Source organism: Marinobacterium marinum, assembly GCF_013868415.1.
GTDB classification, from domain to species: Bacteria; Pseudomonadota; Gammaproteobacteria; order Pseudomonadales; family Balneatricaceae; genus Marinobacterium; species Marinobacterium marinum.
The window spans coordinates 1-17,994 of record NZ_JACEMT010000041.1 but is presented as its reverse complement, the minus strand read 5'-3'; the positions used below and the strand labels follow the sequence as shown (position 1 = coordinate 17,994).

15 protein-coding genes are annotated in these 17,994 nt (G+C 52.5%); 9 read left to right on the top strand and 6 right to left on the bottom strand.

The window, feature by feature from the left end; genetic code table 11:
* Positions 1-6: 6 nt before the first annotated feature.
* The gene (locus H1S06_RS05240; protein WP_181737947.1) at positions 7-492 is read right to left on the bottom strand and encodes a hypothetical protein; all 486 of its coding nucleotides are present in this window, start codon (positions 490-492) and stop codon (positions 7-9) included.
* 296 nt (positions 493-788) lie between these two features.
* Between H1S06_RS05240 and H1S06_RS05235 the strand changes: the two genes are divergently transcribed.
* Positions 789-2,972, top strand: coding sequence for an OsmC domain/YcaO domain-containing protein (locus H1S06_RS05235; RefSeq protein WP_181737945.1), 2,184 nt, complete (start codon positions 789-791; stop codon positions 2,970-2,972).
* A 477-nt stretch (positions 2,973-3,449) separates the two neighbouring features.
* Positions 3,450-4,823 carry a flavin-containing monooxygenase gene (locus H1S06_RS05230; RefSeq protein ID WP_181737943.1) on the top strand — a complete coding sequence of 458 codons (1,374 nt, stop codon included), beginning with the start codon at positions 3,450-3,452 and terminating at the stop codon, positions 4,821-4,823.
* 90 nt (positions 4,824-4,913) lie between these two features.
* On the opposite strand, the gene H1S06_RS05225 is transcribed toward H1S06_RS05230, so the two are convergent.
* Entirely contained in the window at positions 4,914-5,921 is a 1,008-nt protein-coding gene (locus H1S06_RS05225) for an MsnO8 family LLM class oxidoreductase (RefSeq protein ID WP_181737941.1), read from the bottom strand.
* Between the two features lie 228 nt (positions 5,922-6,149).
* On the opposite strand from H1S06_RS05225, the gene H1S06_RS05220 reads away from it, so the two are divergent.
* Positions 6,150-7,340, top strand: a complete 1,191-nt coding sequence (locus H1S06_RS05220) for an MFS transporter (protein ID WP_220183770.1) — start codon at positions 6,150-6,152, stop codon at positions 7,338-7,340.
* Between the two features lie 46 nt (positions 7,341-7,386).
* Here H1S06_RS05220 and H1S06_RS05215 read toward each other — a convergent pair whose 3' ends face one another.
* On the bottom strand, positions 7,387-8,616 hold the full coding sequence (locus tag H1S06_RS05215; RefSeq protein ID WP_181737939.1) for an MFS transporter: 1,230 nt from the start codon (positions 8,614-8,616) through the stop codon (positions 7,387-7,389).
* Entirely contained in the window at positions 8,613-9,653 is a 1,041-nt protein-coding gene (locus H1S06_RS05210) for a class I SAM-dependent methyltransferase (RefSeq protein WP_181737937.1), read from the bottom strand. The genes H1S06_RS05215 and H1S06_RS05210 overlap by 4 nt, the downstream gene beginning before the upstream one ends.
* A gap of 280 nt (positions 9,654-9,933) precedes the next feature.
* Here H1S06_RS05210 and H1S06_RS05205 point away from each other — a divergent pair, with 280 nt between their 5' ends.
* The 5 genes from H1S06_RS05205 to H1S06_RS05185 all read left to right on the top strand — a co-directional run bounded on the left by H1S06_RS05205 (position 9,934) and on the right by H1S06_RS05185 (position 16,060).
* Positions 9,934-10,458: an RNA polymerase sigma factor gene (locus H1S06_RS05205; protein WP_181737935.1), complete on the top strand. Its 525-nt coding sequence runs from the start codon at positions 9,934-9,936 to the stop codon at positions 10,456-10,458.
* Positions 10,455-11,348 carry a FecR family protein gene (locus H1S06_RS05200; RefSeq protein ID WP_181737933.1) on the top strand — a complete coding sequence of 298 codons (894 nt, stop codon included), beginning with the start codon at positions 10,455-10,457 and terminating at the stop codon, positions 11,346-11,348. The genes H1S06_RS05205 and H1S06_RS05200 overlap by 4 nt, the downstream gene beginning before the upstream one ends.
* A gap of 92 nt (positions 11,349-11,440) precedes the next feature.
* Positions 11,441-14,164, top strand: a complete 2,724-nt coding sequence (locus tag H1S06_RS05195) for a TonB-dependent receptor plug domain-containing protein (protein ID WP_181737931.1) — start codon at positions 11,441-11,443, stop codon at positions 14,162-14,164.
* Between the two features lie 17 nt (positions 14,165-14,181).
* Positions 14,182-15,186, top strand: a complete 1,005-nt coding sequence (locus tag H1S06_RS05190) for a ChaN family lipoprotein (RefSeq protein ID WP_181737929.1) — start codon at positions 14,182-14,184, stop codon at positions 15,184-15,186.
* A gap of 100 nt (positions 15,187-15,286) precedes the next feature.
* On the top strand, positions 15,287-16,060 hold the full coding sequence (locus tag H1S06_RS05185) for a DNA alkylation repair protein (RefSeq protein WP_181737927.1): 774 nt from the start codon (positions 15,287-15,289) through the stop codon (positions 16,058-16,060).
* A 63-nt stretch (positions 16,061-16,123) separates the two neighbouring features.
* Here the strand turns inward: H1S06_RS05185 and ykgO are convergent, their stop codons facing one another.
* Both ykgO and H1S06_RS05175 read right to left on the bottom strand, forming a co-directional pair.
* The gene (gene ykgO, locus H1S06_RS05180; RefSeq protein ID WP_181737925.1) at positions 16,124-16,264 is read right to left on the bottom strand and encodes a type B 50S ribosomal protein L36; all 141 of its coding nucleotides are present in this window, start codon (positions 16,262-16,264) and stop codon (positions 16,124-16,126) included.
* Between the two features lies 1 nt (position 16,265).
* Positions 16,266-16,535: a type B 50S ribosomal protein L31 gene (locus H1S06_RS05175; protein WP_181737923.1), complete on the bottom strand. Its 270-nt coding sequence runs from the start codon at positions 16,533-16,535 to the stop codon at positions 16,266-16,268.
* 189 nt (positions 16,536-16,724) lie between these two features.
* Between H1S06_RS05175 and H1S06_RS05170 the strand changes: the two genes are divergently transcribed.
* On the top strand, positions 16,725-17,750 hold the full coding sequence (locus H1S06_RS05170; RefSeq protein ID WP_181737921.1) for an IS110 family RNA-guided transposase: 1,026 nt from the start codon (positions 16,725-16,727) through the stop codon (positions 17,748-17,750).
* Positions 17,751-17,994 lie beyond the last annotated feature (244 nt).

Here is a 17,994-nt window from a genome sequence, read left to right as displayed (position 1 = left end):
GCCATTTCATGGCTCAACGCGGTGCCAAAACTGTTGGCGTATTGCATGCGCCCGTCTGATATATCCAGACAAAAAGGGTGTCAGGTACAATATTAAAACGATAACAGCGGCCGCAAACCCGATAAGACTGGCAGGTAAGAGAGAGAAGTTTCCCGTGTGCCAGGCTTGAATGCTGCTCATGGCTGTAGTCAGGGTCAGAAGGGTGGCATTCACGCGGCACAGCATAATGCCGATGTTTTTTTGCATGATGACCAGGAAGACACCTGTGGCGAGCATCAGGGTGACGCCTGTGCCGACTATCAGAATGGGAGGAGCAGAGTCTTCAAGGCTCAGGCCGTGCAGCTTGCACCATGCCAGACTGATCGCTATGAGTATTCCGACCGTGATGCACTGCAAGAGGACCGAGCCGATTAACCAGCTGCTACCTGCAGGCAAAAGCCGGCGCAGAGAATGCAAAGTAGAGGTCTGGGAGCCGGTGGTATCGAGTTTCATTGGGAAAAATCATCAGGGCGGGTGGGTAGAATCAGATTATCAGCCTTGGCCTGCCCGCATCAAGACTCAGTGAAACAGGTCCAAAAGCCTGTGCCACGCAGTTAATATTGATGGCAGCTGCCCTCCACTGATGGCCGTTCTGGCCGTGTCCTCTACCAGCGTTTCAATCCTTTTGATGCATCGACTATGCTAACATGCCGTTCGGCTCTGCAGGCGCCGTTGATGTTCTGCCCGAATGTCAACAGCCTGCTGCGCGCGCGCTGCAAAACTACCCAACACACCCAGAAAGTGATCACATGGAAATCAAAGTAAATTTCTTAGACAACCTCAGGCTTGAAGCCAAGTTCGATGACTTCACCGTTACTGCGGACCAGCCTATCCGGTACAAGGGTGATGGTTCGGCACCAAGCCCCTTCGATTACTTTCTGGCGTCTTCAGCACTCTGTGCGGCCTATTTCGTCAAAGTGTATTGCAAGGCACGGGATATCCCGACCGAGGATATACGGCTGTCCCAAAACAACATTGTCGATCCGGAAAACCGCTATAACCAGATTTTCCAGATTCAGGTTGAATTGCCGGACAGTATTTCCGATAAGGATCGGCAAGGCATCCTGCGTTCCATTGATCGTTGTACCGTGAAAAAAGTGGTGCAGGAAGGGCCCGAGTTCAAAATCGATCAGGTCACGAGCCTGGATGAAGATTCGGCGTTAATGTTTGCGGATATGACAGCCGGGGAAGGGCGTACCTATATTCCGGGCAAGGATCTGCCGTTGGAAGACACCATCGCCAACATGACACGGGTGCTGGAACAGCTGGGCATGAAAATCGAGATTTCATCCTGGCGCAACATCGTTCCCAACGTCTGGTCCCTGCATATTCGTGATGCCGCATCTCCCATGTGCTTTACCAATGGTAAAGGTGCCGGCAAGGAGAGCGCGCTTTGTTCTGCGCTGGGTGAGTTCATTGAACGGGCCAGCTGCAATTTTTTCTATAACGATCACTATTTTGGTGAAGAAATTGCCAACAGTGACTTTGTGCACTACCCGCGTGAAAAGTGGTTCCAGCCGGGGCCGGATGACGCGCTGCCGGAAGGATTGCTGGATGAATACTGTCTGGATATTTACAACCCGGATGGGGAGCTTTGTGGCTCCAACCTGATCGATACCAACTCCGGGCGTATCGATCGTGGTATTTGCGCCATTCCCTATATTCGTCAGTCCGATCAGCAAGCGGTGTATTTCCCGTCCAATTTGATTGAAAACCTGTTTGTCAGTAACGGCATGAGTGCCGGTAATACACTGCAGGAAGCGCAGGTGCAGTGTCTGTCTGAAATTTTCGAACGTGCGGTGAAAAAGCAGATCATCGAGGAAGAGATCGCCTTGCCGGATGTACCTCTGCATGTGCTGGAAAAATATCCGCATATCCTGGCCGGTATCCAGGGGCTGGAGGAACAGGGTTTTCCGGTACTGATCAAGGATGCCTCCCTGGGTGGACAATTCCCGGTTATGTGTGTGACCTTGATGAACCCGCGTACCGGTGGCGTTTTTGCTTCTTTCGGTGCGCATCCCTGTTTCGAAGTGGCATTGGAACGCAGCTTGACCGAGCTTCTGCAGGGGCGCAGTTTTGAGGGTCTGAATGATGTACCAGCACCGACCTTCAACAGCCATGCGGTTACAGAACCCAACAATTTCGTCGAGCATTTCATTGATTCGACCGGTGTGGTGTCCTGGCGTTTCTTTAGTGCCCGTTCCGAGTACGCGTTTTGTGAATGGGACTTCTCAGGGACGAACGAGGAGGAGCATGCCAGACTGATGCAGATTCTCGAGGCATTGGGCAAAGAGGTCTATATCGCGGTATTTGATGAGCTGGGGGCAACGGCCTGCCGTATCCTGGTGCCGGGTTACTCGGAGATTTACCCGGTTGAGGATCTGATTTGGGACAACACCAACAAGGCCTTGGCCTTCCGTGAAGATATCCTGAACATTCATCGTCTGGATGAAGATGGATGGGCAGATCTGGTTGAGCGCCTGGAAGACAGCGAATTGGATAATTATACCGAAGTGCCTACGCTGATCGGCATCGAGTTTGACGAAAACACGGTGTGGGGGCAATTGTGCGTAGGAGAGCTGAAAGGGCTATTGTACCTGGCGCTTCAAGAGTACGAGGAAGCGTACGATCTGATATGTGAATTCCTGTCCTACAATGACAATACTGTTGAGCGAGGTCTGTTTTATCAGGCCTTGCGAGCCGTACTGGAAATCGTACTGGATGATGAGCTTGAGCTTGATGACTACCGCTATAACCTGACGCGAATGTTTGGTGCAGAAACCATGCAGAACGTAATAGGTTCAGTGACGGGAGAGGTGCATTTCCATGGGCTGACGCCAACCAGCATGAAGCTGGAAGGGTTGGATCGACACCAAAAACTGATTGAAAGCTACAAAAAACTGCATAAGGCACGTGCCCAGGCCGGGCAGTAAAAAAAAGCTCCGGAGGTATAAGCATCCGGAGCTGCTTTTGTAGCTTTCCCCTTTGTTGCGTGGCCTGTGCGTATCCAGGTCGTTCATGACGACTGTCGAGCGGGCCTTGTTACCAGATCATGAGAACCTGCTCTTTTCTGCTCTGTATTGGCCGTCCTGGCCATGATGCCTTGTAACTCCGCGAATCCCGGCTACTCAGTCAACTCTATCCGTTGACCCTGACCATTGGCGTCTGCGGCATACCGTTGGTCTCCATGATCTTCACCCCACTCAAACTACCCGGCAGATCCAGACGGCAGGGATGTAATTCAATTGCTTTGCGACACAAATCAAAATGATTTCAACACCAATGAAATCATCGGGTGAGGTTGAAATTTTCTATTGATTAGTGCGGATTTTTGGCGTTTTTTGCGTTTTCTTGAAACTAATTATGAAAAAAATTAATATGTTATGCGTTCTATTGTAAAGGAGTAGGTTTTGAGTAAGCAGAAAATAGCAATTCTTGGTGCGGGTCCCAGTGGTTTGGCTCAGTTGCGAGCCTTTGAAGCAGCACGTCGAGCCGGGGTTGAAAATCTTCCGGAAATCGTCTGTTACGAGAAACAAAATGACATCGGGGGGATGTGGAATTACACCTGGCGTACAGGTCAGGACAAAAATGGTGAGCCGGTGCATGGCAGCATGTATCGATACTTGTGGTCTAACGGACCCAAGGAGTGTCTGGAATTCTCCGATTATTCGTTTGACGAACACTTTGGTCGAGCGATCCCGTCTTATCCGCCTCGTGCCGTGCTTAAAGACTACATTATGGGTCGTATTGATAAGCAGGCCATTCTGAAGTACATCCGTTTTGAGTGCCCGGTGCGCTGGGTTGAATATGACGAAAGCCGTGAGAAGTTCTCGGTGACAGTTATGAATCATAAAACGGGCGAGCAGGAAACCGACGAGTTTGACTATGTGGTCGTTGCAACAGGGCATTTTTCTACCCCTAACATGCCTTATTTTGACGGTGTAGAACAGTTTCCTGGTCGAGTGCTGCACGCACATGATTTCCGAGATGCATTGGAGTTTGAAGGCAAAAACCTGCTGCTGGTGGGTGCCAGTTACTCCGCCGAAGATATTGCGTCACAGTGCTATAAATATGGTGCCAAGTCCGTCACCATCAGCTATCGCAGCAATGCGCTGGGTTTTGAGTGGCCGGAAGGCGTTGAAGAAAAACCTTTGCTGACACACCTGGAAGGTGATGTGGGTCACTTTATTGATGGCACGACTCGCCAGTTTGATGCAATCATCATGTGTACGGGCTACCTGTTCAATTTCCCCTTCCTGCCTGACAACCTGCGTTTGAAAACTCATAACTGCCTGTACCCGGACAACCTGTACAAGGGGATGTTCTTTGAGGGGCATGACAGACTGATTTATTTGGGTATGCAGGATCAGTATTTCACCTTCAACATGTTTGATGCCCAGGCCTGGTATGCACGAGATGTGATACTGAATCGCATCCAGCTGCCGGAAGTGGCACAACGTCGAGCCGATATTGACGGCTGGCTGCAGCGTTATCAGCAGACAGACAGCTGTAATGATGCCATTGATTTCCAGGCTGGTTATATCCGTGAGCTGGTCAATGCTACCGATTACCCCGATTTCCCGGTAGAAAAGCAGGCTGCGCTGTTAAAGGAGTGGTTGCTCGACAAGCAAGAGAATATTATGGCTTTTCGCGAGAAAACCTATCGTTCAACGATTACGGGGACACTGGCAACCGAGCTGCCGGCAGCTTGGCTTGATATCAAGGATGACACTTTTGAAGGCTTCATGTCGCTCGAGTTTGTAGAGCAGAAAGCCTCGGCCTGACCCTGTTTGCAGGATCGATGACAAAGGCCTGGTTATCATCGACACTCGAGTGAGTTGTGGTAATAACCAGGCCTTTTCTGTCTGTGCGAGTTAGAAATGTTGGGCCAACAGTCGATAGCTGTCCATGCGGTCCTGGTGGCTGTGAGTGACGGTAACAGTTGCGACCTCATCACAGTCGAACCTATGACCCAGCTGTTCGATTTCCTGTAGACACTGTTCGGGCGTACCGACGGTATATCCTCTCAGAATATGATCATAGGCGGCCTGTTCGGAAGCGGACATGGAACGGTAGCGGTCCTGTACCTCTGCAGGTGTCAGAAAGTCTTCTCTTTGGCCCAATTGGGCGGCCAGTTTACGATAGACGGCAGTACCTGCGCGTAGCCGTGCTTCTTCTTCGGTTTCGGCACAGATACACGCGATGGCCAGCATTTTGTTCGGCTGTCCGGGGTGTCCCGCTTTCTTCCATTCCTTGAGGTAGGCTTCAAAAATGGCAGGGTTGCAGTTGTCCGGATCAATAAAGCGTGCCAGCGCCAAATTATACCCAAGGTGACCGGCCAGACCGGCACTGCCGCCACTGGAGCCCAGCATCCATAGCTCGGGGGCGGGAGAGCTGTCAGGCAGGACTTTGATGCGCTTATAGGGGCTATCGGCAGGTAAGGTGCCGTTAATGAACCCCTCCAGCATTTGGGACTGGTGTGCATAGAGATCGCCGTGCTGCGGTTCGTGAGGAAAGGCCAGAGCATGTGAGGTCAGGCCGGTGCCACCAGGAGCACGACCGATGCCAAGGTCTATGCGGCCGGGATGCAAAGTAGCCATCATTTTGAAACACTCGGCGACCTTAAGCGGACTGTAGTGCGACAACATGACGCCGCCGCTGCCGACACGGATGTGGCTGGTTACACTGGCGATGCTTGCAACCAGAATTTCGGGGCAGGGGTTGGCAAAGTGCACACTGTCATGATGTTCCGCAACCCAGTAACGGTGGTATCCCAAAGAATCACATAGCTGAGCCAGTTCAATGGTCAGATGTGGCGCTTCAGCTTTGGTGTGTGACCCATGGACGGGCGACTGGTCGACGACAGACAGTTTGATGTTCATCGGGCTCTCCTTGATTAACTTAATATATTAATTATTAGCCCCATTCTTTTCAATCGAAGCCTGGTCTCTATCGGGTAACAGGCTTGGTGTTTTATCAAGGTCTATCCGGGTATATTGATGTAAATCCTAAACAAAATCATTATCATTAACGTGAATTGCACGCTTCATCTTGCCGAAGGCGGGATGATCTGTGTGGCGAATAGTGCATGCAAAAGAGTGAGTCGAGGCATGAAAATCAGGGAAGTAGGCACGCTGTTTTTATTCAATATGCTGTCATTAACCGCAATGATCGCGTTTGTTCCCGTTGTGGGGCCAATTTTCAGGGCATTGGGGCTGGCTGAATGGCAAGGCGGAGTGGTTGTTGCCATGTCCGGTGTCTGTTGGATGCTGAGTGCTCGTTTTTGGGGGCGAAAGAGTGACCAGTATGGGCGCAAGCCTGTCCTGCTTGTGGCGGCCGCAGGGTATAGCCTGAGTTATCTGGCGCTGGCAGTTGTTTTTGCCAGTGCACTTGAAAAGGCTCTGTCGGGCGTGCTGCTTTTGAGTCTCTTGGTTTTGTTAAGAGGGCTGGTGGGCGCTTTTTATGCAGCGATTCCAAGTATCAGTGCTGCTCGGGTAGCGGATGTGGTCGTGGCTGAGTACAGGCCTCGGGCAATGGCTATGCTGGGTGCAGCCAGTGGATTGGGGATGGTCGCTGGGCCATTGATTGGTGGCTATCTGGCGCATGACAGCTTGACCCTGCCGCTGTTTGTGTCTGCCGCTTTGCCTGCCATCGCATTGCTTTGGCTCTGGTGGAAATTACCGGCCGATTCTGCTCGTTCAGGGGGCGGGGAGAGCACGTCTATGGGGGTGAAAATTAGCGATCGGCGTGTGAGGTCATACCTTGCAGTCATGTTTTTGGCCATGAGCAGTGTTGTCACGGCCCAGATCAGTGTGGGCTTTTTTGCAATTGACAGCTTGGGGCTAGGAGTCCACGCCGCAGCAAGGGCAGCCGGTTTGGCGTTGTTGGCGGTTGGTGTTGTGCTGATTGTAGTGCAAGGCATCATGGCGCGGATCAATAGCCGCCCGGATGTGTGCCTGGTGATCGGTGCGGGGATAGGGATGACAGGATTTTTCTTGGTATCAGTGCTATTGACGCCGGCCGGCCTGATTATCAGCTATGCGGTGTCGGCGGTTGGCATGGGGATGATATTTCCTTCGGTTCAGGCAGCTGTTGCCAATGTCGTGAATTCAGATGAGCAGGGTGCGGCTGCCGGGACGCTGGCTGCGGTTCAGGGACTGGCCATGGTGTGTGCGCCGGTTGGCGCGACGCTGTTGTATGGGTTGTCTCCAGTTGCCCCATACTATGCAGCTTCGTTGGCCTTGGGCGTGCTGGCGCTGGTGTCGGTTCAACGGATGATAACCGTCGCTCGGTACAGCTGAGGGGAACCGGCAGCCGTGATTGGATTGTGGCTGCCGGTAGTATGGCCTACAGACGTTGGGTCTGTATGAAGGCGGTAATTGAGTGACGCAAGCCGCTGGCCAGTATGAAAGCCAGTATAACGCCCGCCAAGAGTCCGAACAGCATGCCCAGACTGCCAAAGTGTCCCAGCATGATACCAGCCGCCATGGGAACCAAGGTGCGTACAACTGCAAACAGGCTGGACTGAATGCCGTAATCTACAGCAGCAAGCCCGGGGCGAGTATGGTACATCATGAGTCCGAAAATCAGACCGGAAGCCATACCCATTGCCAGTGCCGTGAGCAATGCTGCGGCGGCAAAGACGATGAAAGGCATCTCCAGTGCTGTGACCAGCAGTAAACCGCTTATTGCGCCAACACTGAGCAGGGCAAAGGCAGGCAGTGCAAGCCCTGATCCAAAATGTCGAGTGAGGCGACTACCGGCCAGGCTTCCAAGCGCACCGACCAGGCCACCTCCAATCCCCACAATAGCGGCAATGCGACTGGCATCGAACCCCTGATCCAGCATCAGCGGCTTTACATACACCCAGGCCGCGCCAATAAAAGGGAAATACAGCAGGATCAACCAGGACCAGCGGCGAAAGTCGGGGGTCGCAAAAAAGTTCAGCCATTCTTTCAGCCCGGCGCGTTGAGCTGTAACTGCTGTTTGGCAAACAGGCACATACTGACGCAGACACGCAAGCAGCACGACACCGGACACCAACAATAGGGCCAGTGCGACGAAGGGCCAGGCCCAGCCCAAATGTGTTTGCATCAGCAGCATGATTCCCCCGCCCACAATGGCACCCAGCGAGGTTGCTGCTGAACGGATGGCACCGGCCCTGATACGCTCTGATTCAGGCAGGTAGGTAATAGCCAGGGCGTTAACAGGGATATCAGCCCAGGTACCGATCAAACTGGCGGCCAGGGCCAGAGAGAAGAGCAGGGACCAGGGTGTGTGTTGAATGTCATACAGGGCCAGCAGAATGAGTACGCTGGCATACAGAGCCATCAGCAGTGCGCTCCAGCTCCGATAGGTGCAGCGGCCAAAATGATAGCGGTCAACCGGGGTCGCCAGAAGAAACTTGAATACGGCGGGCAGGCCTGCCAGTTGGAAAAGACCTATCTCGATCCCGGACCAGCCGTGCTGACGCATGATCATCGGGAGCCCCAGGTACAGATAAATTATCGGTGCTGTCAGAACGAGGTTAAGCCATCCCAGCATCAGTTGCAGTGGCCAATAGCGGGTATGCGTCATTCGGGTTTCCTTCCTGTATGTATCTGGACAGGTGTCATTGGGGAATGCGTGAGCGCGTGCGTACTCAAGTATTCGAAGCCATTGCGCTTCAATGCGTTTGGCAGCTCCCCTTGGTGGGGAACATAGTGGCCACGCAGCATCAGGGGTAGATAAAACGGCAGGGATTTCAGAGCATTATCTGGTGTTGTGCCGATTTCTGCATGAGCGCAAATCAGGAGCCCTCCGGGCTGCAGGGCTGTCCAGAAACGCTGCAGGGCCAGGTCCAGGTCCGGCAGAAAGTGCAGTACGGACGAACACCAGATCAAATCGTACGTCCCGCCCAAATCATCACGGGTGGCATCACCACCACATGTACTGAGTCGGGAGTTCAGGCCTGCTGCCTGAATGTTTCCTGCCGCGACCTCGGCTGTGGCGGGCCAGTCAAACAGGGTGCCAGTCCAACCGGGGTACTGGTGCGCCAGCGCAATACTGATAAATCCGGGTCCTCCGCCCAGATCAAGAAAGCGGCCAGTAGCGGGGATATCTATTTTTTGTTTGAGCAACTGGGCAACAGCCGGTGCCGTGACGCTGCTCTGCTCCTGAGCGATTTGGGTTTTGGCAGCCTCAGCCCAGGCCTGTTCGGACGGAGCGTACTCGGCATCATTGCCTGTCATGCGTCCTTCCAGGAAGGCCGACAGGTTTTGTCCGCATGTTTCGAGTGCTTGCATACGAAAGCGCCAGGCCAGAGCACAGCTGTGTTCGCCAGTGTCGAGTAAATAACGGGAAGCGACAGGTGTCAGCTGATACGTGAATGCTTCAGATGAGGATGATGAGGTCGGGGTGCGCTGGAGTATCTCCATGCTCCAGAGCAATTCCAGGAAAGCGGCGGTCGCGTCCGGAGCCAGCTGCAGGCGATGGGCCACGGCGGATGGCGTCGCAGGTGATTCAAAATGATGTAGCAGGCCCATGTTTATCGCATGTTCCAGGGCATGTGCCTGCAGCCGGGCTGAGGCCAGGTCCCAATAGCGTTGCAAAGGATGGGAGGAAGTTAAGTCCATCGGTCAACTCCGTGATATAGACACGCCAACGGCGTGTTGGCGGAGGAGAATAGTGTAGCCATTAAATGCTATTGCTTCTCATTATAATCCTATTGAAAGTATGAAAATTCGTATGAGTTTGAGTGTAAGAGTCGGGGTGACGACTGCTTACGGTGGTTGCTCCGTTCGTTTACCCGGCTCTATGCAGTCCCTGCAGCCTCAATGACATGAGGCACAAATTGCAGGGCGCCTTAATGGATGATAAATTAAAAGATAACAATTATCATTTGTAATAGATATCATGACCCCCTCCCAACACGCCATTGAATCCATCTATATCCAACATTACCCCTGGCTGGTTGCCTGGTTGAGGCAACGAGTTGTCTGCCGCGAGTCTGCTCAAGATTTGGGGCAGGATACCTTTCTTAAAATGCTGAGTTTTTCGCGGCCTGAAAGCATCGAAACACCACGTGCCTGGTTAATGGTGGTGGCCAATCGTCTGCTTATTAATCGCTTTCATCGACAGCAGGTGGAGCAGGATGCTCTACGACAGGTCGCATTGATGATGGTGCAGGAAGTGCCGTCCGCAGAAGTGAGTGTGGAATGTGAGCAACTGTTGACACAGATCGTCGAGATGCTGATCAGGGAGTTGCCGGAAAAGCAGTACCGCACTTTGATCATGGCCAGAGTAGAGGGGATGTCCTACAAGGAAATCGCTCTGGTGCTGGGCGTAACGCCGCATTCAGTCAAATATTACCTGGTACGGGCGATGGCTTTTCTGCATGAGCGCTTATTTGGTGCGGTCGATGGGGAGCAGGCTGCGTGAGTGAAACCGTTGAGCATGTTCGTGAGTGTGCCATTCAATGGCTGTTGAGAATAGAAGATGAGCCCGAGAGTCGAGAAATACAGCAAAAGCTCGAGTGCTGGCTGGATGAGGATGCCAACCATCGTCGGATTTACCACCAGATCAGCTTGATCTGGACAGCCACCGGTACGGAGTCACCGAACCGCCTGTCGGCCAAGGCGACAACCTGCTTAATGTTATTGCTTAATGTGCTGTTGTTCTGGACCTTGCAACAACCCGATGTTTCGACCCGCATTGGTCAGATGGCCACGATTCGTTTACCGGGGGGTGCGGAGTTGACGCTGGCACCGGGGTCGGCCATTAACATCCGGCCTGATCGCCGGGCCCACAGTATCGAACTGGTGAGTGGTGCGGTGTATGCCGAAGTGGATGCGGCACGACTGAACAAGCCTTTTGTGATTCGTTCCAGAACCGGTGAAGTGCAAGCACTGGGAACCCGGTTCTCGGTGCAGTGGGAGCAGGAAGGAGCGCGTGTCGATGTGTATGAGTCGCGTGTGCAACTGACCCCGTCGGACAGGAAAACCCAAGGCCAGGTGCTGGCTGCCGGACACTCGGCCATATTGCACACCTTTGGTGTCGAGCCATTGGCCTTGCCGACATACGAACGGCCCGACTGGCTGACGGGTGAGCTGGTCTTTTTACACAGCCCCTTGCGCAATGTATTGGCTGCCTTGCAGCGCCACGATACACGCAGGCAATGGCTGCAATTGAGCAAGTCCGATTTGGACACCCCTTTCAGCGGGGTGTTACGGGTCACTGATCTGGATGCCGCTTATACGCTGTTGGCTCAAAGCATGGGATTGTCCGTGGATAATCCTGGGTTGGATATCAGGCGTATCAAAAAAAATTGAAATAAGGTTACCCGATTTTGCGCACCATTTGTCTTTAACAGTAAAGAGTCGCCACTCAGGCGAAGTGTTAACCGTAAAGACAGGAGGTATAGATGCGAATCACGTCGGGCAAGTGGCGACATCCGTTGCATTCCATACTGTTGACAGGCCTGCTGCTGAACCCCGTATCCGGGCTGGCCGCTGGTGAGCAGCAACAGTGGAATATACCGGCGCAACCATTGGATGTAACGCTTGGACAGGTAGCCCTGCAGGCAGGAGTCAATATCGGGGCCAAAAGCGAATGGCTGGCGGGCCTTCAAGCGCCGGCACTGAAGGGCCAGATGAGTCTGGAAGAAGTCTTGGCTCGGATTCTGGCGGATACGGGACTGCACTATGAAATGGCCTCGGAACAGAATGTCGTCCTGCGCCTGCCGGTTCCACGGGTTGATGAAGAAAAGACAATTATTCTGGGACAGTCCCATCTGCCTTATAGTGGTTATACCCTGTTAAACGACCAACAGTTACGATCTACGCCAGCGGGTAATGGCAATTTGACCGATCTGTTGGAACGGGTACCGGCCATTGAGTCGCAGGGAGTCTCTCGGAGTAGTCAGGGTGCGGGTGAATTAAAGCCGGAGAATATCAGCATCAATGGCGCCCGTTTTTTCCAAAACGCGTTCGTGGTTGATGGCATCAGTATCAACAACGACCTGGACCCGGGGTATTCCGCAGCCACCAGTTTTGACCGTATTGGCAGCCACTCTCAAGGGCTCTATGTAGACACCAATGCCATTGCCAGTGTACGCGTCAACGACCATAACATCAGCGCATCGGCGGGCAAATTTACCGGTGGTACGGTTGAGGTTGATACTAAAAGCTATGCAGGCGAGGACAGCTTTGGCGTTAGCTGGCGGCATACGAGTGATAGCCTGACACGCTATCACTATGATGAAGAACAGGCGGAGGCGTTTGAGAATGGTGAACTGGGCTGGTTCCAGGCAACCAACAATGTCCAGCCTCGGTTTAAAAAGAATTTCTACAATCTGTACGGCTCTTTTGGTCATGGCAAGGATTGGGGCTCATTCCTGACACTGTCGCGCAGCCGTTCAACCATCCCTTTTTTGAACAGCAGCACTCGCAGCTATCAGGTGGACCCGGATGGTACGCTGCATGCCGGTGAGGCCTTGGCGGCCGGGGATATCAACCAGTATCGGCAAAATGAAAACTTGACCCTGAAAACCAGTTGGACACCATCGGAACATGAGCGTCTGGACATTCGCATGCTGTATGGCACAGGTGAATCCGTACATCAATTGGGCGCTGTTCCGGACTCGGAATTTACCAATAACCACCATAGCCTGAGTCTGGGACTTGGTTATCAGAATATGACCGCGTTGGGCCAGTATAGCGTCGACTTTGACGTGACGCGCATGGGTGATAAGCGTGACAGCGACAATGAATACTATGCCGTTATTTCGGGGTTGCATTCGGTTCGTGCAGAAGCTTCGGGTGGCCCTTATGCACTGGATAACACCCAAACCAGCACGACGCTGAAACCTGCATTCCGTTTCAATAGCCAGACCTTTCTGGGGGCCGAGCATCACATTGCTATGGGGGCGGATATTACGCACAAGCAGATGGAAACGGTGCGTCCCGACACAACTCTCAGTCATACCTTCATGTGCTTCACTGGCGCCTGTACGCCCGATACGCTGAATTACTTTTCCAAGGCTTATAACCATGCCTATCAATTGGATATTGATCAGAACGAGTATGCATTTTGGCTGGAAGACGATATTCGTGCCGGCCGTTTACAGGTCCGTCCAGGTGTTCGTGTCGACTATAACAGTTTCCTGGAAAACACGGATATAGCCCCACGACTGGCCGTCAATTGGGATCTTTTTGGCGACCGAAAAACGCGACTGGAAGCCGGCTTCAACCGTTACTATGGGCGCTCATTCATGGAATTGCAGGCGAAAGGCATTCGTGATGCCAGCCTGACGACGGTCCTGAATCCGGGTAAACCGTTTGAAACGGAAATCAAGGGCTCAACCGACTGGCGTACCTTGATGGGATTGAAGACGCCCTATGATGAAGAGCGCGTTTTGGGAATCAGTCATGCAACAGAAGACTTTCGTTTCAGTCTGACCGGAGTTAACCGCAAGGGGCGTGACCAGATCAATAGCCACTATGATCGAGCGCTGGGCGAAACCTACTATACCAATGACGCTTCGTCTGATACCGATATTCTGACTCTGGAAGTGGCCAGTACCAATAATCTGCCATTTGCGGGAGCCTGGTGGGGCATTCATGGTTCTCTCAAATGGATGGATCGCACGTCCAACCAGCTGTACGAATCCTATGGCAACAATGCCGTGTATGACGGATCGCTTGGCGGCGGCTATCAAGTCGATCGTACCGACAAAGTGGTGTATGACGGTCAGGTCATTGATCGTGGAGAACTTCCGGTCAATGCATTTGGCACGCCGTTGAAGGCACAGCTGAGCATCAGCACGCTGTGGCCTGAGCACCATCTCACCATGAATAATTTCTTTACCTGGAAAGACGAGTACGAACATCTGCGCAAGTTGTCAGCGGTTGCAACGGATCCTGCCAGTGGTGATCGCCTGCATGCGTTTGTAAAGGAGTCTTACGATCAGAGCTACACCTGGGATATGCAACTGAGATGGGAGCCTCGCTTCAATGATATGAGCCCCTATGTGCAGTTTGACGTACTGAATGTGCTGGATGATCAAAACGTCGCTTCCGCAGGCTCTTCCGGCATTTTATACGATATCGGGCGTCAGTATTGGCTGGAGCTGGGTGTCCACTTTTAACTTCAAGGAGAAATATGATGTTGTCACGTAATTTGGGTACAGGACTGCTGCTGTCGGTCGCAGTGTTGATGGCCGGTTGTGCCGGCACCTCGAACAAAGAGGTGAAGTCCGAACAGACAGTGGCCAGTGCAGCCCTGCCCGAAAAAATCCCATTCCCGTTCAAGGGGGAGCTGCATCGCGACAATGCACTGGTCGGACATTTCTGGTCAGCCAAAGATGACAGACTGGTGTCTTGGCGAGAAGTCTTTGCCAATTTGCCGGAAGGTGGTTGGCTCTTGTTGGGTGAGGCGCATGATACGCGAGACCACCAGAACCTGGAGAGCATGTTTATCCAGGTGATTGCCCGGTCGGGACGCTTGGGTAATGTGGCGTTTGAGCAGTTGAATGAAGATCAGCAATCGCTGGTTGACCCCTGGATAGGGCGCGGTAATGAAGTCAATGGGCATTTTATTGGCTGGGACCCTAACGCCTGGAGCTGGAGCACCTACATCAACCCGTTGAGCAATGCTCTGAATGCGGCTCAACGCGTTGTTGCCATTAATCCATCGAATGAGCGCATCATGCAAACCTACAAGGGGCAGCATCCTGTTGAGCAGGGGGATGCCGAGCATACTCGTTTGATGTCGGAGCTGATTCGCATTGGTCACTGCAACATGTTGCCTGAAAAAGCAGTGGCTCCGATGGTAAAAGTGCAGTTGGCCAAGGACCAGTTTATGGCCAGGACGTTGGCTGATTCGGCAGTTGAAGGTCGAGTGGGGGTTGCTATCATGGGATACCAGCATGCGCGCAAGGACTACGGCGTCCCGCTTTGGCTGAAAGGGAATACTGATACCGTCACGGTTTTGTTGCAGGCCGTGTCAGACGATGAAAATGTCGACAGCTATATTCGACATCGTTATGGTAAGGCCTTGCCCGCCGATTACATTCTGTTCACTCCCGGCGAGCCGAAAGGCGATTACTGCGAGCAATTGAGTAAAACGGATTTTAGCCGCATGGCCGGACATGAGCAGAGCCGGAAATAAACCGGGTTAGCTGACAAGAGAAACGGCGATTCATCCCGTTTCTCTTGATATCCAGGTCGAGAACTGACACGGGCCGGTATCTGCCTTCAGGAGTCATCAGATGTCTAAGTCCTTGCACAAAGGTGCCACTCGCATTGCCGATATTGCGCCTGAAACGTTGGCAGCCCTGTCCTGCGGAGAATTGCAAAGCGCAACCCTGACCGAAGGGTTGGCAGTGGATCAGTCGGTGTTGTTGCGCACCGTATTCCCCGATTTGTCGGCCGAAGCATTGAGTAGCGCCGACGCTTTGTGCCAGCAGGGTATTGTCAAGCGCATGCAAGGCATGGGTCGTCTGCTGCTGAACGAACTGGGCAGTGATGGTATACGGCAGTGTCTGGTGCACCATTCGGATACCGTGCGTGGTTGGGCATGTTTTATGCTGGGGGCCCAACCTGGGCTGGACATACAGGCCCGGCTGGAAGCTATCCGCCCACTGGCAAATGATGGACATTTCGGTGTGCGTGAATGGTCCTGGATTGCCATCCGTCCGCACTTGTCCGAGAACCTGGAACTCTCTGTTAAGTTATTGTTGGCGTGGACCCAAGCCCCATCCGAGCGTTTACGTCGTTTTGCCAGTGAAGTATTACGCCCGAGAGGTGTCTGGTGCGCGCATATCAACCCCCTTAAGCAACAGCCTGCTTTGGCCTTGCCTCTTCTCTCGGCATTGCGCAGTGATGAAGCTGTCTATGTGCAGGACTCGGTTGCCAATTGGCTGAATGATGCAGCCAAAGATCAGCCTGAATGGGTGCGTGATGTGTGTCGGAAGTGGCTGCAGGACAATCCATCTTCCGCAACACGACGAATCTGTCAGCGCGCACAGCGTAACTTACGATGAGTCGAGGTGGATCATGGGCAACAGAGAAGGGGAGGCTGAAGCCCATGTGGCAGTAACGAACGATTAGCGCTTGTTGACCCGGCCCTGGCGTGCCTTGAAGCGCGGATTACTCTTGCAGATCACGTAGTAGCGCCCTCTGCGTTTGACAACTTGACAGTCGGGGTGGCGTTTTTTGGCGGTTTTAAGAGAGCTTAGAACCTGCATGTCAATTCTCCTGAGATATTTTCTGACCACGTTTGCCAAAGCGCTTGTTAAAGCGTGCAACACGCCCTTCATTGCTTGCCTTGCGTTGTTCTCCCGTATAAATCGGATGTGACGCGCTGGATATATCCAAATTGACCAGTGGATATGTTTCTCCGTCGTCCCATACGATTGTTTCTGTCGGCTTGCAGGTCGAACGGATACGGAAGGTCTTACCGCAGCTGGTGTCGCGGAAGATCACATAGTTGGATTCGGGATGGATACCATCTTTCATTGGTGCTACCGTTATAACATAACATAACATGAATGTATTATTGAAACTCATTCCCATTCATATGTAAAGCAGGCATGGGGACTGATCGAGTTTCGTTCCTGTGAATATGGGAGATTGTTAAATATAAAATAATGAAATGGACGCCCCTCCTATACTGCTAGTTGGTAGCAACCAGGTGGAGGATGCATCATGGAACAGGTATCAGTGATCGGCTTGGATCTTGCGAAAAATGTCTTTCAAGTACACGGTGCTGATGAACGTGGGCGCTGCGTAATCAGAAAGTCATTGCGGAGGACACAGGTTTACGCATTTTTTGCAAAGTTATCCAAATGTACAGTTGGGATGGAAGCATGCAGCAGCTCGCACTACTGGGGTCGAGTTATTACTGACTGCGGACATGAAGTGAAGCTGATTCCACCCCAATACGTAAAACCTTATGTAAAAACCAACAAAAATGACGCTGCTGATGCGGAAGCGATTTGTGAGGCAGTATCTCGGCCACATATGCGTTTTGTGGAGCTGAAGACGCCTGATCAGCAGAGTATTTTGCTGATACACCGTGAGCGTGATGGGTTAATGAGAGACCGTACTGCTCTAATCAACCGCTTACGTGCAACCTTAGGTGAATTTGGCATAGCAGTGCCATCCGGCCCGGCGCGTCTAAAGCAGTGGTTCCGCGACAGCTATGGCATAAATGAAGATCAGCTGCCGGTACTGATGCAGCGCCACATTGAGCGTATGAGAGCTCGTTGGGTGGAGCTAGAGCGCTGCATTGGTGAGTTGGATCGTGAAATTGACCAACACGTGCAACACAATTCGGCATGCCAGCGTTTACTTGAAGTACCAGGTATTGGTCGTTTAACCGCTTCAGCTTTGGTAGCAACCGTGGGTAATGCATTGGCATTCAAGAACGGCCGCCAACTTTCAGCGTGGTTAGGCCTTGTTCCACGACAGCACTCGAGTGGCGGCAAAACAGTACTCAGAGGGATCAGTAAGCGTGGGGATGCATATTTGCGCAGGATGTTGGTTCATGGTGCGCGAGCAGTGCTAAGGCATTCAGCGACCAAGAAAAATGCCGTTAGCAACTGGTTACATGCACTATCAGTGCGAGCAAACAAGAATGTGGTCATTGTAGCAATGGCAAACAAGCTAGCACGTATAGCATGGGCATTATTGAATAAAGGGCAGCGGTACATAGAACCGGCTGCTGAATAAACCAATGACAGGAACGCGCTGAGGTTTGCGTGGGCAGAACTTGCTGATGACAGACAGGTAGAGCCGAGACTGGATAAGGCTGCGACTAACATCGTTCGTACAGAGAACGTTAAAATGATTAGCATCCAGTCAGCGGAATTCATCAGGGATAGAGGTTAATACCTCGTAAAAATCCGGATAGATGGCTGCAATACCTTCATGTCACGAAATGTTTTGCTTGCACAAAACGGGGCGTCCATAGATG